This is a genomic window from Sulfitobacter sp. OXR-159 (assembly GCF_034377145.1).
Taxonomy (GTDB): domain Bacteria; phylum Pseudomonadota; class Alphaproteobacteria; order Rhodobacterales; family Rhodobacteraceae; genus Sulfitobacter.
Genome location: NZ_CP139707.1, coordinates 2,350,618 through 2,371,318, shown reverse-complemented (window position 1 = coordinate 2,371,318; position 20,701 = coordinate 2,350,618). Strand labels below are relative to the sequence as shown.

General features: G+C 62.8%; 13 protein-coding genes and 4 tRNA genes. 7 read left to right on the top strand and 10 right to left on the bottom strand.

Annotated elements, in window-relative coordinates:
• Nucleotides 1-13 precede the first annotated feature (13 nt).
• Nucleotides 14-469, bottom strand: a complete 456-nt coding sequence (locus T8A63_RS12170) for an Lrp/AsnC family transcriptional regulator (protein WP_067626139.1) — start codon at nt 467-469, stop codon at nt 14-16.
• 138 nt (nt 470-607) lie between these two features.
• Here T8A63_RS12170 and hppD point away from each other — a divergent pair, with 138 nt between their 5' ends.
• Complete coding sequence (gene hppD, locus T8A63_RS12165; protein ID WP_322343951.1) at nt 608-1,702, top strand: 4-hydroxyphenylpyruvate dioxygenase; 1,095 nt, start codon at nt 608-610, stop codon at nt 1,700-1,702.
• 79 nt (nt 1,703-1,781) lie between these two features.
• Here the strand turns inward: hppD and T8A63_RS12160 are convergent, their stop codons facing one another.
• Nucleotides 1,782-4,682 (bottom strand): hypothetical protein, encoded by a 2,901-nt coding sequence (locus T8A63_RS12160; RefSeq protein ID WP_322343950.1) that lies wholly within the window; start codon nt 4,680-4,682, stop codon nt 1,782-1,784.
• A 151-nt stretch (nt 4,683-4,833) separates the two neighbouring features.
• Here T8A63_RS12160 and T8A63_RS12155 point away from each other — a divergent pair, with 151 nt between their 5' ends.
• Nucleotides 4,834-5,535 (top strand): SIMPL domain-containing protein, encoded by a 702-nt coding sequence (locus T8A63_RS12155; RefSeq protein ID WP_322343949.1) that lies wholly within the window; start codon nt 4,834-4,836, stop codon nt 5,533-5,535.
• A 51-nt stretch (nt 5,536-5,586) separates the two neighbouring features.
• Here the strand turns inward: T8A63_RS12155 and T8A63_RS12150 are convergent, their stop codons facing one another.
• Complete coding sequence (locus T8A63_RS12150; protein WP_067626576.1) at nt 5,587-6,879, bottom strand: O-acetylhomoserine aminocarboxypropyltransferase/cysteine synthase family protein; 1,293 nt, start codon at nt 6,877-6,879, stop codon at nt 5,587-5,589.
• A gap of 77 nt (nt 6,880-6,956) precedes the next feature.
• The gene (locus T8A63_RS12145; RefSeq protein WP_322343948.1) at nt 6,957-7,961 is read right to left on the bottom strand and encodes a hypothetical protein; all 1,005 of its coding nucleotides are present in this window, start codon (nt 7,959-7,961) and stop codon (nt 6,957-6,959) included.
• A 93-nt stretch (nt 7,962-8,054) separates the two neighbouring features.
• Here T8A63_RS12145 and T8A63_RS12140 point away from each other — a divergent pair, with 93 nt between their 5' ends.
• Entirely contained in the window at nt 8,055-8,630 is a 576-nt protein-coding gene (locus T8A63_RS12140) for a hypothetical protein (protein ID WP_322343947.1), read from the top strand.
• Nucleotides 8,631-8,879: 249 nt separating this feature from the next.
• Here the strand turns inward: T8A63_RS12140 and T8A63_RS12135 are convergent.
• Nucleotides 8,880-8,963, bottom strand: a tRNA-Tyr gene (locus T8A63_RS12135).
• 112 nt (nt 8,964-9,075) lie between these two features.
• Here T8A63_RS12135 and rlmB point away from each other — a divergent pair.
• Nucleotides 9,076-9,852 carry a 23S rRNA (guanosine(2251)-2'-O)-methyltransferase RlmB gene (gene rlmB, locus T8A63_RS12130; protein ID WP_322343946.1) on the top strand — a complete coding sequence of 259 codons (777 nt, stop codon included), beginning with the start codon at nt 9,076-9,078 and terminating at the stop codon, nt 9,850-9,852.
• Nucleotides 9,853-10,103: 251 nt separating this feature from the next.
• Here rlmB and T8A63_RS12125 read toward each other — a convergent pair.
• The 5 genes from T8A63_RS12125 to T8A63_RS12105 all read right to left on the bottom strand — a co-directional run bounded on the left by T8A63_RS12125 (nt 10,104) and on the right by T8A63_RS12105 (nt 13,926).
• A tRNA-Gly gene (locus T8A63_RS12125) sits at nt 10,104-10,178 on the bottom strand.
• A gap of 158 nt (nt 10,179-10,336) precedes the next feature.
• A tRNA-Gly gene (locus tag T8A63_RS12120) sits at nt 10,337-10,411 on the bottom strand.
• A gap of 244 nt (nt 10,412-10,655) precedes the next feature.
• Nucleotides 10,656-12,329: a cytochrome c oxidase subunit I gene (gene ctaD / locus T8A63_RS12115; protein WP_067622408.1), complete on the bottom strand. Its 1,674-nt coding sequence runs from the start codon at nt 12,327-12,329 to the stop codon at nt 10,656-10,658.
• Between the two features lie 186 nt (nt 12,330-12,515).
• Complete coding sequence (gene lipB / locus T8A63_RS12110; protein ID WP_300058194.1) at nt 12,516-13,196, bottom strand: lipoyl(octanoyl) transferase LipB; 681 nt, start codon at nt 13,194-13,196, stop codon at nt 12,516-12,518.
• A gap of 46 nt (nt 13,197-13,242) precedes the next feature.
• Nucleotides 13,243-13,926, bottom strand: coding sequence for a DsbA family oxidoreductase (locus T8A63_RS12105; protein WP_067941420.1), 684 nt, complete (start codon nt 13,924-13,926; stop codon nt 13,243-13,245).
• 220 nt (nt 13,927-14,146) lie between these two features.
• Between T8A63_RS12105 and T8A63_RS12100 the strand changes: the two genes are divergently transcribed.
• From T8A63_RS12100 to T8A63_RS12090, 3 genes are all read left to right on the top strand, one after another.
• Nucleotides 14,147-14,232, top strand: a tRNA-Leu gene (locus tag T8A63_RS12100).
• A gap of 295 nt (nt 14,233-14,527) precedes the next feature.
• Nucleotides 14,528-16,342 (top strand): autotransporter assembly complex family protein, encoded by a 1,815-nt coding sequence (locus T8A63_RS12095; protein ID WP_322343945.1) that lies wholly within the window; start codon nt 14,528-14,530, stop codon nt 16,340-16,342.
• Complete coding sequence (locus T8A63_RS12090; RefSeq protein ID WP_322343944.1) at nt 16,342-20,682, top strand: translocation/assembly module TamB domain-containing protein; 4,341 nt, start codon at nt 16,342-16,344, stop codon at nt 20,680-20,682. Before T8A63_RS12095 ends, T8A63_RS12090 begins: the two co-directional genes overlap by 1 nt.
• The last annotated feature ends 19 nt before the right edge of the window (nt 20,683-20,701 follow it).

The following is a 20,701-nucleotide window of genomic DNA, read 5'->3' as shown; positions in this document are numbered from 1 at the left end:
TCCTCTCTCAGGGTCAGGTGGGCAGCGGCCCGTCTTGTTTCAGTTGGTCCATGACGATCTGGCTATGCACCCGGCTAACGGCCTGATGGGGCAGAAGAACATCGTGAATGAGCCTGTTAAGGCTTGGCAGATCGTCACAATAGACCCTCAAGAGATAGTCCGCATCCCCCGTCATCGTCCAAACGCTCACAATCTCAGGACGGGTGGCCATAAGCCGCGCAAAGCTGGCCGAATGCTCTGGCCCGTGGGTGCCCAGATGCACCTGCACAAAGCCCTGCACATTGAGCCCCATTCGCACCGGATCAAGCCGCGCATGATAGCCGCGAATATAGCCCTCCGCCTCCAACCGCTGCCGCCTGCGCCCGGCTTGGCTGGAGGATAGGTTGAGTTCTTGGCCCAGTTCCTGCGCCGTGAGGTGGGCGTTCTTTTGCAGTGCCGTCAGCAGCCGCCGATCTGTTTCATCCAACATGATGCGTATTTCCCGCATGGTTTATGGGTAATATGCTCTTCTTGCGCGAAAATTACCAGAACCATGCCGCGAAACGCGCAAACAGCGCGGAACGTGCATCGTATCATGGGCCAAATCCCAAAAGCAGAGGAGACTGACATGGGCCCTTTCCCACATGACGCCCCGAAATCGCAGATCACGGCAGAGAACCCCGCCGGCACCGATGGTTTCGAGTTTGTTGAATTTGCCAGCTCCGACCCGCAGGCGCTGCGCGATGTCTTTACCAAAATGGGCTATGCCCATGTCGCCAATCACAAGACGAAAAAGATTGAACTTTGGCAGCAGGGTGACATCACCTACGTCCTGAACCACGACCCCGAAAGCTTTGCCGCGCGTTTCGTCGAAGAGCACGGCCCCTGCGCGCCCTCCATGGGTTGGCGTGTGGTCGATGCGCAAAAGGCGTTGGAACATGCGGTCGCCAAGGGAGCCGAGGAATACAAAGGCGATGGCAAGGCGCTGGACGTGCCTGCGATCATGGGGATCGGCGGCTCGCTGATCTATTTCGTTGATCAATATTACGACACCTCGCCCTACAATTGGGAATACGACTGGATCGCGACCTCCAAACCCGAGGGGGTGGGGTTCTACTACCTCGATCACCTCACGCATAACGTCCACAAGGGCAATATGGATGTCTGGTTCAAGTTCTACGGCGACCTGTTTAACTTCCGCGAAATTCGCTTCTTTGACATCGAAGGTAAGTTCACCGGCCTTACCAGCCGCGCACTGACCTCGCCCTGTGGCCGCATTCGCATCCCGATCAACGAAGACCGCGGCGAGACCGGACAGATCGTGGCCTATCTGAAGAAATACAACGGCGAAGGCATCCAGCATATCGCAGTGGGCGCGCGCGATATTTATGACGCCACGGACGCGATTGCCGACAACGGCCTGAAATTCATGCCCGGCCCGCCCGAGACCTACTACAAGATGAGCAAGGACCGCGTGACCGGCCATGAAGAGCCGCTGGACCGGATGCAGAAACACGGCATCCTGATCGACGGCGAAGGTGTCGTCGACGGGGGCGAGACGCGCATCCTGTTGCAGATTTTCTCGAAAACGGTCATCGGCCCGATCTTCTTTGAGTTTATCGAGCGCAAGGGGGATGACGGGTTCGGCGAAGGCAACTTCAAAGCGCTGTTTGAATCGATTGAGCAAGAGCAGATCGACAACGGCGAGCTTGAGACCTCGTAAGAAAAGCACATTCGGGGAGGGGTGAAGGGGGCGCTTCGGCGCCCCTTTTTGCGCGCGGTTGCGGGCAGTCGAACCGGCGTTAGTTCGGCATCTTCAGCACGACATTGCGGCCCCGGCGGACATAGCGCAACTCGCTGTCGCCAATCGCTGAGACGCGGCCCCCATCGATACGGTCACCCACCTCAACCTTTTGATAGCGTCCATTGCTGAGCCGAACCAAGGCGCGGCGGTTCGATGGTTTGCCGTAGACCCCGATCAGATTGACGTCCCGCAGGTTGATCGCATTCTTCACCGTGGCCTGTTTCGCGACCGAGGTTTTGGACGGAAAGCGCGGCTGCACCGCTTTGGGGGCGACGCTGGCGACCTGTGCGGGGGCCACATCGCGGGCGGCGCGTTTCACGATCCGGTCAAAATTGCGGGGCCGCGTATCGGGGCGGCGTGACTGGGTGGTGGCCTGTTTCGTGGCGTTCTGGATCGCCGGAGGCGTGGCAAGTGCGGCGGCAACGGCGCCGCTGGTGTCAATGGGATCAACGGTCACTTCGGGCGGGGCGGTCGCGACAAGCGCTTCTTCTGTCTCTTCCTGCACCGACTTTGGCCGCAACTGCGGACGCAGCCCAGCCAACTCAGCGCGCGTCAGCCCATCAAGCTGCGCGCGTTCGGTGGTTTCTTCCAGATCATCGGGCCGGTCGCGGGGCCGGGCCTCTGCCAAGGCGTTATCGACCTCCGGGGCCACCGGCTCGGCCTCAGGCCGGGTCAGTGTGGCGGGCGGCTCGGCGGAGGGGCGGCCAAGGTAGACCAGATGCCCATCGGGGCTGAGCGCCCCTTGGGCTGAGGGTTTGACCAGACCGCGGGCGTCCAGTGCAAATTGCGTGCCTGCCGCTACGGGTGAGCTGACCGCGCCGGGGGCCGTATCGGTGCCAAAGGCATCGACCGAGGGCAGGGCCACGGCATCTGTCGTGCTGCTGATCGGGTCGATGCTGGTGAGATAAAGGTCGTCGATATCAATTGCCGCCGCCGGTGCCGGGGGCGCGTCCGGTGCGCGGGCCCAGATGCCAGTGGTGGCATATTTGGCGTCAATCTCGGCCTCGGTCATCTCGGTCAGGGGGCGCGGCTCGGGGTCGCGCAGGGCGTCGAGCACGGCACCGTCTTCATCGGTCAGACCGGCGTCCAAAGCGGCGGTTTCAATCGCGTCCGGCTCACCCGGTTCTGGGGGCAGCACGGCGATTTCTTCGTCGATGCTGGGCGTTTCCGCAGGTGCCAAGGCTTCGGCGGTGCTGCGCGGGCTGCGATCGCCAAAGAGCCGCGAAAGGGCGCTGCCCTCGTCAAGGAAGATCGAGGCCCAAGCGGCGACACCTGCAAGGAAAACCAAGAGCGCCGCCGTCAGGATCAGGCCGAGGAAGCGCGGCTTGCCGCCGACTTCGTTGCGGCGACGGGCGCCGAAAACGGTCATTCGATCGGCTTCGGAGGCGGGGGTGACGGTGGCCGCGGCAGCCGGAGCTGACCGGCGGTCTTTCGATGCCTTCGGCTTGCGACGGCTGAGGAAGGCCCCACCGGAGGAGGGCGCTTCGGGCGTCAGGGAACTGCTGTCGGGCTGGGGGGCTGCGGCCACTGCCGCGGCGGCGGTGGCTGCCGGTTCGACGGGCATCTGCGGCGCCAGCGGGGCCGCGGCGGGCGAAGGCGCGCCGACGGGCAGCGACGGTGTGCTGGGCGCGGGTGCTGGCGATGGTTCCGGTTTCGCGGCGGGCGGAGGCGGCGGTGTCGCGCGGCTCGCACCACCAAGGCTGGGAGCGCTCTCAGTCCCGCCACGGCGGCTTGCGAAACCGGCAGCAGGGGCGCTGCGCGACGGCGGGGCAGAGAAATCGACCTTGCGCAAAGGCTCAGACCGCGGGGCGGCGGGCGGCTCGGCCTGTGCTGCGGCCGCTGCGGCCAGGGGCGCGGCGGAGGCCGCAACGCTGCCGCTGGCGGGGGGCGTCGATAGCGGCGCAGCCTCAGCCGGTTCTGTGGCGGGCGCAGGGGTATCCAGCGCGGGCAGGTCCTCTTTCAGGGGCGGTGGCGTTTCTTTTGGCGTGGGGGCCAGTTCTGCTTCCGCCGCGGGGGCTGACGCTTCTGTTTCCTTTGCTGCAGGGACCATTGCCGCGTCCAGCGCGGCCAGGTTTTCCTCAAGGGGCGGGGGCGTCTCTTTGGGGGTCGGCTCCAACGCCGCCGGGGGTGTTTCCGGCGATTCCTCGGGGGTGGCCAACTCGGGCAGGTTTTCCTCTGCCGGCAGCGGTGTCTCTTCGGGCGTAGCGACGAGATCAGGTTCCGCTACGGGTGTGTCAGCCACGGGCGTATCGGCCACCGGTGTGTTGGCCACCGGTGTGTCGGCCACGGGCGTCGTCTCATCCGTGTCCACGATCGGCCCCGCAGGCGCGCTCGTCACGCCGGAGATCACGATGGGTTCCGCTTCGGGGGTCACGGTTTCGCCGGGGTCCAAAAGCGCCGATGCGGCCTGGGTCATGCCGAAATGCGGCACGCCTACAAACGCCTCGGCGGCAGGGGCGGCGGCAAAGCTGACCGGGTGGAAACGGTGCTCCACCGCAAATGCTTCGGCCTCTTCCAAGGTTTCGCGGGCCACGGCGGCCACATGGCTTTGCGCGCCATCGGCGTGGACGTCGAACACCAGATCAGCCACCTGATAGGGCGTTGCCCCCTCAAGCGCCTCAGCCGCTGTGGCACGGCGGGCGGCGGTGTCCATTCCGGCGGTGTCGATGGCAAGGTATTTGATCTGCGCGTCGGGGATCAACAGCAGGCTACGCAACCCGCCAGGCTCCAACGCCGTGGCGGTTTTGCGCAAAACCGCCAGCTCCGCCGCCAGATCGGCGCTGTCGAGCGCCACTTCACCAACAAGCTGCCAGCCGCCTGATGTGCGGTGGAGCAAACGAATGCCGTCGAACGACAGGGAGAGGGTAAAATTCGGCTTCATCGGGGTCGACTTTAGCATGGGGTAGGGCGCACTTACAGACGCGCCGCAGTCTTCGCGAAGGATAGAGCAGGAGTTCGCCCAAGGGAAGGGTGCGCGCCGCGCAGGTGCTTGTCAGCGGGGGCCCGCAATGGGCAAATGGCGGCGCATTGATGCACGGAAAGGAACGAACATGCGACTGATAAATTTGGTGGCGCTGGCGTGGATGGCGGGTGCGGGGCTGGTCTCGGCCCAGCAGGGACCGGAAGAGGGGATTATCGTCACCGGCCAAGGCAGCATCGCCGCCGCGCCCGACATGGCGACGATCACGCTGGGCGTGACCGAAGAGGCCGAGACTGCCAAAGCCGCGATGGACAAGGTGACCGAAGCGGTATCTGCGATCCTGACCCAGCTTGACGCGCAGGGCATCGCGGCGAAGGACCGTCAGACCAGCCGCTTCTACCTCCGCCCGGTGCATGACCGCCGCCCCGTCGAAAATGGCGCCCCGCCGCGCATCACCGGCTATCAAGCGGGCAATTCGGTGACCGTAAAGGTCCGCGATCTGGACCGTCTCGGCGCGATGATGGGCGCGGTGATCGACGAAGGTGCGAATGATTTCAACGGTTTGGAATTTGGTCTTCAAGATCCGAAAGACGCGCTGGCCGAAGCGCGCAAAGCCGCGGTTGCCGATGCCACCGAACGCGCCCGGCAATTGGCCGATGCCGCGGGGGTGAAGCTGGGCACGCTGATCCGCATGACCGAGAATTCGCATTCCCAGCCCAAGATGTTCGAGGCCGCCCGCATGGGCATGGCGATGGACAGCGCCGTGGCCGAAGGCGAGGTCGAGCTGCAGGCCGAGGTCTCTATGACCTTCGCGATTGCGCCGGGGCAGTAAGCCGCCTTGGATAAAAGTTCCCCCGCCGAGGTGATCGGCGGGGGCGAAGGTTTAGCTGGTCGCTTTGGTCAGCGCTTGATCGAGATCGGCGATCAGATCGTCGGCGTCTTCGGTCCCGATTGAGATGCGCACCACGCCCGGCCCGGCCCCCGCCGCTTCCTGCTGCTCTTGCGTCAGCTGTCGGTGGGTGGTCGATGCCGAGTGGATGATCAGCGAGCGCGTATCGCCCAAGTTCGCCACATGGCTAAAGATTTCAAGGCTGTTGACCAGTTTCACGCAGGCGTCATAACCGCCTTTGACCGCAAAGGTGAAAAGCCCGCCCGCGCCCTTAGGACAGACCTTTTGCATCCGCTCGTGATAGGGCGATGACTTCAGCCCGGCGTAGGTGACGTAATCAACGCGGTCGTCCTGTTCGAGCCATTCGGCCACCTTCACCGCGTTCTGCACATGGCGGTCCATCCGCAGTGACAGGGTTTCGATCCCCATGAGCGTGTAATGCGCCGCCTGTGGGTTCATCGTCATCCCCAAATCACGCAGCCCAATGGCGATGCCGTGGAAGGTGAAGGCCATCGCGCCGAAGGTCTCGTGGAACTTCATCCCGTGATAGGCCTCCTCAGGCTGGCTGAGCGAGGGGAATTTGTCATTGGCGGACCAGTCGAATTTGCCCGAATCCACGACGCAGCCGCCCATGACGGTGCCGTTCCCGGTGAGGTATTTGGTGGTGGAATGCACCACCAGCGTCGCGCCGTGTTCAATAGGGCGGCAGAGGTAGGGCGTGGCGCTGGTATTGTCGATGATCAGCGGAATGCCCGCCGCATCGGCGACATCGGCGATGGCACGTACATCCATGATATAGCCGCCGGGGTTGGCGATGGCCTCGCCAAAGACCGCGCGGGTGTCGTCGTCGATCGCATCGGCGACGGCTTGCGGATCGTCGAAGTCGACAAACTTGCAGGACCAGCCAAAGCGTTTGATCGTATGGCTGAACTGCGTGACCGTGCCGCCATAAAGACGGGTGGAGGCGACGATATTCTTGCCCGGCCCCATCAACGGGAACAGCGCCATGATCTGCGCCGCGTGACCCGAGGAGCAGCAGACCGCCCCCACACCGCCTTCGAGCGTGGCAATCCGCTCTTGCAGGACGGCGTTGGTGGGATTGGTCAGGCGCGAATAGATGTAACCCACCTCTTGCAGGTTAAAGAGAGCCGCCGCGTGGTCGGCATCGCGAAAGACATAGGCCGTGGTCTGGTAGATCGGCGTTTGTCGCGCACCGGTGGCCGGGTCGGGCGTAGCGCCTGCGTGAATCTGCAACGTGTCAAATTGATGTTTGGGGCTGTCGGCCATTGGTCTGTCCTTTCAGAAAAATGGATTTCGCGCAGCCTAGGCGCAAAGAACCGTTCAGACAACGGGGGACGGATCGCTCAGCGCATCCAAAAACCGTTGGATTTGATCCGGTTGCGGATCGCCTGTTCGCGGCGCGGCAGGTTGTCTTGATCAAAGAGCGCGCGCACTTTGGCGCCGCGCCCCTGATAGACCATCCGCTTGATCGCATCGCGTTGTTTGAGCAGCTTTTTCATCTGGTTGGGGGCGGTGATGGTCTCTAGAACCTCGATCGCATGGTCGCTTTCGCGGGCATAGAGCAGCGGCAGAAAACGGTAGTGGCAGGTCACCGTGCCATCCAGCAAGCCAGAGGGCAGGGCATCCCGCCCGCCGCCGAGTGCGTGGATCACCAGCGGCAGCACGATCTGGTCGAGCCATGGGTCAAAGCTCTGCGCGCAGAGTTCCACAGGAGGATCATCCCGTACCGCCAGCGCATAGCGCAGAAACAGCGCCCCAAATTCGCGCGGGCAGCGGTAGTAGAAGAACCCGGCGTTAAAATAGAGGTAACGGCGCCAATATTCATCCGGCTGGCTCAGGTCGAGGCTGCTGGCGAAGTCGAGGTCGAACTTGTCGTAAAGCGACTTCCAAAGCGCGGTATAGCCCGGCCCGTAAAGCTGCGGCTCAGGCCATGTCCCTTCGCGCCGCAGGGAGGCCGATGGCCGGTTGAAATCAAAAGGCACGGCCGCCAGATCGCCAGTGATCAGCGTATCTGTGTCAAAGAAAACAAAGGGTTCACCCGCAGGAAGGGCGCTCAGCATCTCGATTTTGTTGCCATAGGGGTAGGCGCTGCCGAAATGCTGGCTCTCGAAGGGGATGAACTCTGCCCCGAGGTCGGTCAGCGCCTCACGCAGCGCGGTGTCGGTGATGCGCGGGTCGTTGTCCCAAAGCGGGCCGGGTTGCGGCTCGGCGATCAGCAGGCGGCCTTGGAACTGCGGGCAGGAATGGCGCAGAGAGGCGGCAAAAAGCAACGCTTCATAGGCCAGCCGGCCCTGTTGCCCCACGATGACGACGTTGAAAATTTGCGGGGAACGCGAATTGCGTGTCATACTTATGTGCGGCCTCATGTTTTTTAGCCAGTATAGGGGCAGGCGTCTCTTGGCAAAAGCCAGCAAATTGAGCGGCCTGCAGGAAGGTTCGGAATGTTCGATTTTGTCTTTGCCGTGATCGCGATCAGCTTCGGCGGTTCAGCCGCCCCTTTTGACGGGGTTGGCCGACCGGATGCGCCGATGACGGTGCAGGCCCCGGCGCGCCCCGCAGCACCGGCCAGTCCGGCAGCACCTCTCGCACCCGCAGAACCGCCGCGGGCGTTCCACATGGCAGCCGTGCCCCCCGGATTGGTTGCCGAAGATCAGACCCCCACGGGCCGGTTCACAACCGCCGCGGAGGTTAAGCCGATCCTGAACGCCACGCGCGGCAGTTGGATCGCGGTGCGGGAGTATGACGGGCAGGACCTCGTCTATGTCACCCATCTGTGGAGCTGGCGCTGCGGGCTGGCCGCCATGGCGATCGCGGTCAACGACGCGCCGATGCAGGACTGGCCGATGCCCCCTTGCCACGAGGCGCTGCCTTCGCCCAATGCGATTCTGGATGACGATCCGCAGCCGTATCTGACGTTCGGCCTCGGGTCTGTTCAGACGGTTCGGGTTCAATTGGTATACGACGATCTCAGCATGGAGCTTGAGGCGTTTTCGCGGGGGGATGTGCTGATCCCGTGAGGCGGGTACGTTGCCGTCGCGTACAGGATTGAACCAACGCCACGACCGTAGCGGTGGCGGAAATCAGTGTCATCGTAGAAGGAAAAAGTGGTGGGCGACCCTGGAATCGAACCAGGCGTGCGTCTCCGCGAGGGAGCCGCAGGCGGGCCCTGCCACATGGCTGTAGCACGCAGGATCGATCCGGGGGATCGATCGGTGGCCACGGGCGTATCGCTCGCGTGGTTCCGGGGTCATCTACGGAGGAGAAAGTGGTGGGCGACCCTGGAATCGAACCAGGCGTGCGTCTCCGCGAGGGAGTTACAGTCCCCTGCCACACCTTGCGGCCTGTCGCCCACTTTGTCCTGTGCATTGCACCTGACGTGGGGGCGTGATTACAAGCGACCCAAAGAAGCGTCAAGGCGAATTCCCGAGAAATGTTGGGGAAATCGCACGAAAGGATAAAGAGATGAAGAAACCCAAATGGGTCGTGCAAAAAGAACAGGACAAGAAGGCCGAAGCGGCGCAGACGGTCTGGCTTTTTGGCCTGCATGCGGTGCGCGATGCGCTGATGAACCCGAACCGCGAAAAACTGCAGCTGATGGTCACGCCGAATGCCCAAGCCAAGTTGGAGGATGCCATCGCAGAGACGGGAATCACGCCGCAAGTCGTCGATCCGCGCAAGTTCCGTCCGCCGCTCGATCCCAACTCCGTTCACCAGGGTGCGGTGCTGGAAGTGAAGCCGCTGAACTGGGGGCGGTTGGAGGATGTCGCTATCGGTGATTCCGCACCGCGGCTGCTGTTGCTCGACCGGGTGACCGATCCGCATAACGTCGGCGCGATTCTCCGCTCGGCTGAAGTCTTGGGCGCTTCGGCGGTCATCGGCACCAAGCACCACTCCGCGCCTGAGACCGGCGCGCTGGCCAAGACCGCCAGCGGCGCGTTGGAGCGTCAGCCCTATTTGCGGGTGCGCAACCTCGCCGATGCGATCCGTGCCCTGCAGGATATGGGGTATCTGGTGCTGGGGCTGGATGGAGAGGCCACACAGTCCATCGAGGGCGCCGTAGAGGGCCGCCGTAACCGCCCTGTGGCGCTGGTTCTGGGGGCCGAGGGTCCGGGGCTGCGGGAGAAGACCCGCGAGACCGTGGATGCGCTGGTGCGGATCGATGCGGCGGGCGGATTTGGGTCGCTCAATGTCTCTAACGCCGCGGCGATTGCGCTATATGCCAGCCGGGTCGGGGGCTGAGAATCGGCAAGAACTGGCTCAAAACCGGGCAGGGGGCGGGGCGACAGGGTCCAGCCCCTTTGAAAACGGCCAAGGGTTCCTAAATTTAAAGGTGACCGCAGGCCCGGAACGCCTGCCGGCCACCTACTGTCCCTCGTTCCGTACCTTACGCCCCGTGTTCGTCATGGGGCGTTTTTTTATGTGGGGGCGAGATACACAAAAGCCGCCCCGAGGGGCGGCTTTGCGTCTCCTACGGGGTGGTAGGATCAACCTGGAGCGGGCGAGGCGATTCGAACGCCCGACCCTAACCTTGGCAAGGTTATGCTCTACCCCTGAGCTACGCCCGCATCCGGTTGGTGAGGGGGGAATACCCATTCGCGCGGGGGGCTGCAAGGGGGAAAATTACCGTGATGCGGGGAAAGCGCGAGATTTGTTGGGCTGCGTGAATCGAGGGCCGGAAAGCACAAAGGGCCGCATCCGAAGATGCGACCCTGTGAAAACCAGATGGAGCGGGCGAGGCGATTCGAACGCCCGACCCTAACCTTGGCAAGGTTATGCTCTACCCCTGAGCTACGCCCGCTTACCGTCTGGTGAGGGCGAAATACCCATTGGGGCGGGGGGCTTCAAGAGAGAAATGTGGTTTTTAGTGGAAAAAATTGCGCAGGGCGGGGGCGCCGCCCCCGGACCCCCGAGGTATTTGAAAAAGGATGAAGATGAGGGGGCGGTGCGGGTTAATGTGGAGGGCTGATTGGGGCGGTGAGCGGGCTTTGGCAAAAAGAAAAGGCCCCGCGCGGGGGCGGGGCCTTTGATGATTTTGGCAAAGCTTAGTGGCTGTGCTGTTTGTCCCAGTCTTCCTGTTTCGGAAGCTGCTCGAAGGTGTGTTCGGGTGGCGGGCTGGGCAGGGTCCATTCCAGCGTGTCCGCAAATTCGTTCCACGGGTTGTTCGCTGTGGAGCGGGCGCCGCGGGTCAGCGTGTAGGCCATGATCCCGAAGAAGAACAGGAAGGAGGCGAAGCTGAGGAAGGCACCGATCGAGGACCACTGGTTCCAGTAGGCGAAGGCTTCGGGGTAGTCGATGTAGCGGCGTGGCATGCCCTGACGGCCCAAGAAGTGCTGGGGGAAGAAGGTCAGGTTGGCGCCGATGAACATCGCCCAGAAGTGCAGTTTGCCTGCCCATTCGGGGTACATGCGGCCTGTCATCTTGGGCAGGTAGAAGTAGATGCCTGCGAAGATGGCGAAGACGGCACCGAGCGACATCACATAGTGGAAGTGCGCCACGACGTAGTAGGTGTCGTGATAGGCGCGGTCCACGGCAGCCTGGCTCAGCACGATGCCGGTGACGCCACCGACGGTGAAGAGGAACAGGAAGCCAAAGGCCCAGAGCATCGGTGTTTTGAACTCGATGGAGCCGCCCCACATGGTGGCGATCCAGCTAAAGACCTTTACCCCTGTCGGCACCGCGATGACCATGGTGGCCAGCATGAAGTAGGCCTGCTGGTTCAGGGTCATGCCCACGGTGTACATGTGGTGCGCCCAAACGACAAAGCCCAATGCACCAATCGCGATGATCGCCCAGACCATCGGCAGGTAGCCGAAGACCGGTTTGCGCGAGAAGGTCGCGATGACGTGGGAGATGATGCCGAAGCCGGGCAAGATGATGATGTAAACTTCGGGGTGACCGAAGAACCACAGGATGTGCTGGTAGAGGATCGGGTCACCACCGCCTGCAGGATCGAAGAAGGCGAAGCCGAAGTTGCGGTCCATCAGCAGCATGGTGATCGCGCCCGCCAGAACTGGCAGGGAGAGAAGGATCAGCCAGCTTGTAACGAAGATCGACCATGCGAAGAGCGGCACTTTGAACAGGGTCATGCCGGGGGCACGCATGTTCAAGAAGGTGGTGATCATGTTGATCGCGCCGAGGATCGACGAGGCACCCGAGACGTGGACCGCGAAGATCGCGAAGTCCATCGACATGCCTGCTTCGCGCACGGAGAGCGGCGGGTAGAGCACCCAACCCACGCCGGAGCCGAGCTGGCCATTGCCGCCCGGTGTCAGCAGCGAACAGACCGCCAGGGTGGTGCCCGCGACATAGAGCCAGAAGCTGAGGTTGTTCATCCGCGGGAACGCCATATCCGGCGCACCGATTTGCAGCGGCATGAAGTAGTTGCCGAAACCGCCAAACAGAGCGGGAATCACGACGAAGAACATCATCAGGATGCCGTGGCCGGTGATCAGCACGTTCCACAGATGACCGTTGGGCGTACAGGCGGCAGAGCTATCCGCGATGAAACGCGCGCCTTCCATACACATGTATTGAACGCCGGGGTTCATGAGCTCAAGGCGCATGTAAACGGTGAATGCCACCGAGATAAGACCGACCAAGGCCGAGACGATCAGGTAAAGAATACCGATGTCTTTGTGGTTTGTGGACATGAACCACCGGGTAAAGAACCCCCGGTCGTCGTGATGATCTTGGCCGTGAATGGCTGCGTCTGCCATGCGGTGCCTCCTGCAAATGAATTGGACACATGGCGCCATAGGCGGCACATGCGGTGTCGCGCCCGTTTTAGAGCGACCGTCTCGCGGGGGCAATGGGCGCGATGGTCGCAGGGAGGGTATTTTTTCCGCTGCGGCTATCGACGTATATTCGGGTTCTTACGCCGCTTGGCGCGCGCTTTGCCTCTCTCAGGAGGCGATGTCGCAACTGGCGGAGGGGTCATTTGCAAAGACATCATCGAAGGTGGCGCGCAGGGCCAGATCGACATCGTCCATCGTGACGGGCAGGCCCAGATCGACCAGTGAGGTCACCCCATGGTTCGTGATGCCGCAGGGGACGATCCCGCCAAAATGGCTGAGCTCCGGTTCAACATTGATGCTGATGCCGTGAAAGCTGACCCATTTGCGCAGCCTGATTCCAATCGCGGCGATCTTGTCTTCGGCGGGGCTGCCATCGGGCTGGGCGGGTTTCTCGGGCCGCTGTACCCAAACGCCGACACGCCCGGGGCGAACCTCGCCGCGCAGGTTGAATTCATCCAATGTGGCGATCACCCAATTTTCAAGCTGGCGCACGAAACAGCGGACATCGCGGCCCCGTGCGGCGACGTTCAGCATCACATAGGCCACGCGCTGGCCCGGTCCGTGATAGGTGTACTGCCCGCCGCGCCGGGTGGGATAGACGGGAAAGCGGTCCGGCTCTGTCAGGTCTTCGGCCCGCGCCGAGGTGCCCGCGGTGTAGAGCGGGGGGTGTTCTACCAGCCAGATGCATTCCTCGGCTTCGCCCGCGGCGATGGCGGTGGCGCGCGCCTCCATCCACGCCTCGGCGGTGCGGTAATCGGTCAAGCCGTCGCTGATGATCCATTCAACCATAGGGATGCCTTAGCAAGACCCGCGCCGCACCGCCAGAGGCTCTGCGTCAGGCAGCGGCGTCACGTTCTTCCAGAACCTTGCGGAGCATCTGGGCATAATTATCGGCCCCCTGCGCTCCGGTTACGAGGTATTTGCCCTCAAAAATCATCGACGGCACGCCGGAAATGCCGCGCGAGGTCCAAAATTGCTGCGCTTCGCGGGTTTGTTCGGCGAAGCTGCCGCTGCTGAGCACCTCCAGCGCCTCGCTGCGGTCCAGCCCGACGGAGGCCGCGACATCGGCCAGCACGTCGGGATCATTCACATTGTGCCCTTGCGTGAAATGCGCATCGAAGAGCGCCATTTTGAGCGGGTGTTGCAGCCCCTTGGCCTGCGCCCAAGTGAGCAACTGATGCGCGGCGAATGTATTCTGCATCCGCGTGTCGTCAGAAAAGTTGAAGGCAAAGCCCAAGTCGCTGCCCATTTGGGACAGCCGCTTGCGATTCTCGACCGATTGCGCGGGGGTGGAGCCGTATTTCTCGGCCAGATGTTCGGCCATGTTTTGGCCTTCGGCTGGCATCTGCGGGTTCAACTCAAAGGGATGCCAGCGCAGATATGCGCCCACACCGACCGCGCCGAGCGCTTGTTCGAGTTGTTTGTAGCCAACGATACACCAAGGGCACATGACATCCGACACGATGTCGATCTGCACGGTGGGGGCGTCAGTTGAGGGCGTGGCGGTATCTACGGGCATGGCGTGTTCCTTGTTGCTTGGTCCACAGATGGCTTGCCGGGCGCGACGTTTCAACGTCTGAGGTGTCAGATTGCAGGGCATTGAAGGGATTGTGATCAGCGAAGTGGCCCCAGGAAAATAGGGGCTTAACTCGGTTTCTGAAACTCACTGAAAAATTTTGCCGATTGCCTCTTCACAAGCCCTTGGTCTTTGGCTAAACCCCGCCCACCAACCATGGCGTGCGGTCGTGGCGGAATGGTAGACGCGCAGCGTTGAGGTCGCTGTGGGGTAACACCCGTGAGAGTTCGAGTCTCTCCGACCGCACCACCATGTTTTGCAATGGCAAAGCGATGGTTGGATCACCCAACAAAGAAAACTCATTTCAGCCCTCGTCTCTCGTCGCGTGCAGACTACACTTTGCTGCGCGGTATTTTGCCGATTTTGCGGTCCACTTCTGTGCGAGGCGGGCGAACAGGGCTCTCATACCGCGATTGCCCCGGCAGAATGTTTGCAGCCAAGGCGGCAATGCCGTTTAACGGTTGATGAGAAAAAGGCTCGTGCTGAGCGGGCTAAGGAAAACCGGCGCGAAAACCGGGGTGACGAAACGCAAGGAGGGTAGCGCGTGGCGCAACAAGGGCAGACTCAAGGGGCGGCGTATTATCTCGCCCTTGGACTTCTTCTTGGTGGGGGGGCTGCGGCGCAGGCGGCAGAACTGGCCATCACCGGTATCGACGATGATTCAGAGCTTTATGCCACCCTGCGCGGCGGGTCGCTGCTGGCCGAGCAAACCGATGAGGATGCCGAACCGGCCACGCCGCAGGAATTGGTAGCCGCTGCACAGGCGGACTATGGCAGGCTTTTGGCTCTGCTTTACGACAATGGGTATTTCGGGCCGACTCTGAAAATCACGTTGGACGGCGTCGATGCTGCCGCGATTCCCCCAGTGCAGCCGCCGCGCCGCATCGACCGCGCCGTGATCACCGTGGACCCGGGGCCAAAGTTCCGCTTTGGCGCAGCCCGTATCGCGCCCGTCGCCCCCGGTACCGAATTGCCGGAGGGTTTCGCCAGCGGCGAGACCGCGAGCCTTGGTGTGCTCAAGGAAACCGTCTCGGCCGGGGTGAGCGGCTGGCGCGATGTGGGCCACGCAAAGGCGGAATTGGCCGATCAGGATCTTGTGGCCAAACACCGTGAACGGCAGATCGACGCTGCCTTGCGGATCGCCCCGGGGCCAAGGCTGCGCTTTGGTGCGCTGACCGTGACCGGCAACGAAGACGTGCGCACCGCCCGCCTGATTGAGATCGCGGGGCTGCCGGAGGGGGAGGTCTTCTCTCCCGAGGAGTTGGAACTGGCCACCGAACGGCTGCGCCGCACCGGCGCGTTTGATGCCGTGGCCCTGATCGAAGCAGATCGGATTGGCCCCAATGACACGCTGCCCATCGCCGCACAGGTGACAGAAGCGCCTAAGCGCCGCTTTGGGTTTGGCGCGGAACTGTCTTCGCTCGAAGGGCTGACGTTGAGCACCTTTTGGCTGCATCGCAATCTGCTGGGCGGGGCCGAACGGCTGCGCTTGTCGGCTGAGGTCGAAGGCATCGGCGGCAACTCGGGCGGCGAAGACTATACGCTCTCCGCTCGGTTCGAGCGTCCGGCGACCTTTAACGAAGATACCGATTTCTATGCGCTGGCGACGCTAGAGCAGCTGGATGAGGTGAATTACTTCTCCCGTCAGTTGGATCTGGAAGCGGGGATTGAGCGGATCGCCAACCAAAACCGCACCTATTCCGCGGGCCTTGGCCTGCGTGTGGCCGAGACAGAAGATGCCTTTGGCACCAACCAGTACACCCTGCTGACCCTGCCGCTGGGGGCCGAGTTTGACTACCGCGACAAGGAACTGGACGCGACCGAGGGCTATTACATAGACGCCAATATCACACCCTTCGTCGCGCTGTCGGGGTCTGAAAGCGGTCTGCGGACCTACTTCGATGCGCGTTACTACCGCAGCTTTGGAACCGAGCGCCCCGTGACACTGGCCTTCCGGGGGCAGCTTGGCTCCGTCGCTGGGCCGGACCTTTCCGAGGCGCCTGCGGATTACCTGTTTTACTCTGGCGGGGGCGGCACCGTGCGCGGGCAGCCCTATCAGTCGCTGGGGGTTGATCTGGCAAGCGGCGACACCGTGGGCGGGCGCAGCTTTGTCGGCCTCTCGGCAGAAGCGCGCGTGGCCCTGACCGAGAAGATCGGCGTCGTGGGCTTTGCCGATGCGGGCTATATCGGGTCAGAAGAATTCTACGACGGATCAGGCACTTGGCACTCCGGCGCGGGGCTGGGGCTGCGCTATGCCACGGGCATCGGCCCGATCCGTCTGGATGTGGCCGTGCCCACCTCGGGTCCGGAAGTTGATGAAGATTTCCAAGTCTATATCGGGATTGGACAGGCGTTTTAATGCGACATTTTTTGCAGATTCTCACCGCCAGCTTTGTCTATCTGGCCTGCCTCACACCGGCTTTTGCGCAGGATGACGACAAGGGTTTTCTCACCCGGACCATTCAGGATGCACTCAGTGGCGCGGGCCGCACCGTCAGCATCGACGGGTTCTCGGGGGCGCTGAGTTCAGCAGCCTCCTTTGATCGGATGACGATCTCGGACGACGATGGCATCTGGTTGACGTTGGAAGAGGTGGTGCTGGATTGGAACCGCTCGGCCCTGCTGCGCGGGCGGCTGGAGGTTGAGCAACTCACCGCCGGGCGGCTGGATGTTGAGCGTCTGCCGGTCAGCAATGAGGTCGATCTGCCCGATGCCGAGGCCAAACCCTTTGCCTTGCCCGATCTGCCCGTTTCTATTGAAATCGCCGACTTCTCCGTGGATGAGATCAATCTCGGCGAGCCGATCTTGGGCGAGGCCGCCCAGCTTTCGGTCCGCGCCAATGCGCGGCTGACCGATACGGTCGGTATTGTCGATTTTCAGGCCCGCCGCACCGATGGCAAAAAGGGTGAGTTCGACATTCAGGCCAATTTCGACCGCACGGAAAACGTGCTGGACCTGCTGTTGAACCTGACCGAAGACCCCGAAGGCATCGCCTCGAAACTGCTGAACCTGCCGGGGCAGCCTTCAGTGCAGATGACCGTCGAAGGCGCGGGTCCTCTGGATGATTTCGCGACCGATGTGACCATCGCCACCGATGGGCAAGAGCGTTTGGCCGGGCAAGTGACCCTTGGCACGCAGGCCCCACGCCGCGCCAGCGAAACCCCTGACCGTCGCATTCAGGCCGATATCGGGGGCGACATCACTGCGCTGCTCGCTCCGCGCTACCGCGAATTTTTCGGGGAAGACGTGCGGTTGGCGGTTGATGCGCTGCTTGAGAGCAACGGTGCCGTTGAGGTCAGCAGCTTTGCTCTTGCGGCGAATTCCGTCGATCTGGAGGGGCAGGTCATGCTGAACCAAGAGAAGTGGCCGACGCTGATCGACATCTCAGGCCGGATCGCAAATCCTGATGGCACTTCGACCCTTCTGCCGATTTCGGGTGAGGGCACGCGGGTAGAGGCCGTGACCCTGCGCGTGGATTACGATGCCGCCGATGGCGACCGCTTTGAAAGTGCGTTCGACATCACCGGGCTAGACACGGGCGCGCTGCAAATCACGCAGACACAGCTGGCGCTTGATGGGATCCTCGAAGGCAACCTTGGCAGTTTGGGCCAATTCCTTGGCGATGTGACCTTTGCCACCGAGGGGATGTCGCTGACCGATCCGGCCAGCGCCGAGGCCATTGGGGACGCGATCACCGGCAGCGCCGAGATTCGTTTCGTCGAAGGTGAACCGATTGAGATCAACGGGCTGACCCTGTCGGGGGAAGACTATGGCCTGACCGGCGAGGCGGCGATCGATGGGGTGGATACCGGGCTGCTCACGCAGTTGAAGATGACGCTCGAAGCGCAGGATATCAGTCGCTTTTCCGCGCTGGCAGGCCGCGATATCGCGGGCGCCACGGCACTGGCGCTGAACGGGACGGTCACGCCTTTGGGCGGTATGTTCGATCTGGCGATTGCGGGCGGGACGGATGACCTTGAGATCGGGATCGAACAGGCCGATGCGGTTCTGGCGGGGCGCACCAGCCTCAGCATGGTCGCAAAGCGCAATGAGACCGGGACTTATCTTCGTGATCTGGACCTCAAGAACGACGCGATTGATTTGACCGGCAATGTCGAGTTGCGCAGCGAAGACAGCCGCGCGGCTTTGGACTTTACGCTCGCCGATGTCGGGCTGGTTCTGCCGCAATACGAAGGCCCCATCGCGGTCAAGGCGACAGCGGTGCAAGAGACGCGCGGCTGGGTTGTCGATGCGGTCACCGATGGCCCCTATGACGCGGCGCTGACCGTGTCGGGCTTGGCCACGGGCGAGGACGCGCAGATCGATTTCACCGCAGATATCCCACGGATCGAAGATTTCGTACCAGACGCGGATATCACCGGGCCTGTCACGGCCAAGGGCGAGTTGCGCCAGACACCACAGGGCTGGGAGATCAACACCGACGCCAGCGGCCCGCTTGATGCGCAGGCCTCGGTCAGGGGGCTGGTCACGCCGCGCGTTGATGTGGCCTTTGACCTGTCGTTGCCAGATATCCAACCCCTCGTGCCGCAGATCAGCGGCGGGGTTGAGGCCAGTGGCACGTTGGAGCAGACCGAACAGGGGTTTGTCGTCGATACCATCGCCAATGGCCCCTACGATAGTCGCGTTGCGCTGGAAGGGCTGGCAACCGGCCCTGACATGGCGCTGCGCTTTGACCTGACCTTGCCGGATGTCAGCCCGCTGGCCCCCGGCGTCAACGGGCCGCTTGCCGCGCAGGGCACCGTCCGCCAGCAAGAGGATGGCATTGCCGTGGATGTCGCCGCGACCGGCCCCTACGGCAGCAGCGCCGTGGTCGAAGGTCTGGCAACCGGTCCGAATATGGCGCTCAGCTTTGATCTGTCGGTGCCCGACCTTAGCCCCATCGCCCCCGGTGTGAATGGCCCGCTTTCGGCCACCGGCGACATCCGTCAAACAGAAGACGGGATCGCCGTGGATGTGAGCGCCGATGGCCCCTATGGCAGCAGTGCCATGGTCGAAGGGCTGGTCACCGGTGAGGTCTCAATGCGGTTCGACGTCTCCGTTCCCAACGTGAACCCGCTGGTGCCCAGCGTCACGGGTTCTTTCGCCGCGAATGGCGTGGCGCGCCAGACCGAAGCAGGTGTGGTGCTTGATGCAAGCGCCAGCGGCCCCTATGGTGCGCGGGCGACGGTCGAAGGCTTGGTGACCGGCCCCAATGCGGCGGTCGATTTCCAGCTGAACATGCCCGACATCGGCGCCTTGGTGGATCAGGTGAACGGCCCGCTGAGCGTCGCAGGCTCGGCCCGGCGCGAGGGGGAGGCATGGCGCATCGACACCAATGCCAACGGCCCCGCCGGCACGCAGGCGACCGTGGCTGGGTTGGTGAACCCCGATGGGACGCTGAACCTTGATATCGCGGGCAACGCGCCGCTTGGCCTGTCGCGTCCCTTCCTTGCCCCGCGCAACTTGCAGGGGCAGGCGCGGTTTGACTTGCAGATCAACGGCCCGGCGGCGCTGTCGTCGGTCAGTGGGCGCATCACCACCAATGACGCGACCTTCACCGCGCCGAACCTGCGCGTCGCCCTTCGGGGGATCAATGCGGACGTCCAGTTGGACAACAATCGCGCACAGTTGAACGTAACCGGGCAAGCCGTGGACGGCGGTGAGCTTCGCGTGGCGGGGGCGATCACCCTGACACCGGCCTTGCCTGCGGATATCAGCGTGACCCTGCGCAATCTCGTCTATGCGGACCCAAGCCTTTACAGCACCACGCTGAACGGCGACCTGCGGCTTGCAGGCCCCTTAAGCGGTGGGGCGCAGATCACCGGGGTGATCAACGCGGGCGAGACCAATATTCAAGTGCCCGCAACGGGGCTGACCTCAATCGGGGACATTCCGCAGATCACCCATGTCAACGCGCCCGCCGATGTTCTGGCAACGCGGCGCAAGGCCGGGCTGGCGGGGGCCGAGGCGGGGGAAGACCCTGCCGAGGATGCTTCTAGCCCCGGCTTTGGCCTGAACCTGCAATTGAACGCGCCCAACCGGATTTTCGTGCGCGGGCGCGGGCTTGATGCGGAACTGGGCGGCTCGCTCAACCTCAGCGGCACCACCAATCGGATCATCTCTGCCGGGCGGTTTGAGCTGATCCGGGGGCGGCTGGATATCTTGGGCAAGCGCTTCTTGCTCGACGAAGGCTCGGTCCAGTTTCAGGGCGATTTCATTCCCTATATCCGCTTTGTGACCTCGACCGATACCGAAGCGGGCGAGGTGCGTGTCATCGTCAGCGGCCCTGCGAATGAGCCAGAGGTGACCTTCGAATCCACCCCCGCCGCACCGCAGGATGAGGTGCTGTCGCAACTGCTCTTTGGTCGCAACATCTCGGAAATCTCGGCCTTCCAAGCGCTGCAATTGGCCAGTGCGGTGGCGACCCTTGCGGGCCGTGGCGGCGAAGGGGTGATCGGCAACCTGCGCGAAGGCTTTGGCTTGGACGATCTGGATGTGACCACCACCGACGACGGTGCAACGGCGCTGCGGCTTGGGAAATACCTGACCGACAATGTCTATACCGATGTCACGGCGGCCTCTGACGGGACTGGCGAGGTTTCCCTCAACCTCGACATTACCGAAAGCCTGACGGCCAAGGGCACGCTTGGCTCGGATGGCGACAGCAGCATCGGCATCTTCTTTGAGCGGGATTACTGAGAACGGGGGCGCCTTGCGG

What these genes read in the sequence shown, in the direction of transcription:
- lipB (WP_300058194.1), bottom strand. Translation starts at nt 13,196, where the DNA reads ATGGTTGAATGGATCATCAGCGACGGCTTGACCGATTACCGCACCGCC.
- T8A63_RS12155 (WP_322343949.1), top strand. Translation starts at nt 4,834, where the DNA reads ATGCGACTGATAAATTTGGTGGCGCTGGCGTGGATGGCGGGTGCGGGG.
- hppD (WP_322343951.1), top strand. Translation starts at nt 608, where the DNA reads ATGGGCCCTTTCCCACATGACGCCCCGAAATCGCAGATCACGGCAGAG.
- T8A63_RS12090 (WP_322343944.1), top strand. Translation starts at nt 16,342, where the DNA reads ATGCGACATTTTTTGCAGATTCTCACCGCCAGCTTTGTCTATCTGGCC.
- T8A63_RS12145 (WP_322343948.1), bottom strand. Translation starts at nt 7,961, where the DNA reads ATGACACGCAATTCGCGTTCCCCGCAAATTTTCAACGTCGTCATCGTG.
- ctaD (WP_067622408.1), bottom strand. Translation starts at nt 12,329, where the DNA reads ATGGCAGACGCAGCCATTCACGGCCAAGATCATCACGACGACCGGGGG.
- T8A63_RS12160 (WP_322343950.1), bottom strand. Translation starts at nt 4,682, where the DNA reads ATGCTAAAGTCGACCCCGATGAAGCCGAATTTTACCCTCTCCCTGTCG.
- T8A63_RS12150 (WP_067626576.1), bottom strand. Translation starts at nt 6,879, where the DNA reads ATGGCCGACAGCCCCAAACATCAATTTGACACGTTGCAGATTCACGCA.
- rlmB (WP_322343946.1), top strand. Translation starts at nt 9,076, where the DNA reads ATGAAGAAACCCAAATGGGTCGTGCAAAAAGAACAGGACAAGAAGGCC.
- T8A63_RS12105 (WP_067941420.1), bottom strand. Translation starts at nt 13,926, where the DNA reads ATGCCCGTAGATACCGCCACGCCCTCAACTGACGCCCCCACCGTGCAG.
- T8A63_RS12170 (WP_067626139.1), bottom strand. Translation starts at nt 469, where the DNA reads ATGTTGGATGAAACAGATCGGCGGCTGCTGACGGCACTGCAAAAGAAC.
- T8A63_RS12140 (WP_322343947.1), top strand. Translation starts at nt 8,055, where the DNA reads ATGTTCGATTTTGTCTTTGCCGTGATCGCGATCAGCTTCGGCGGTTCA.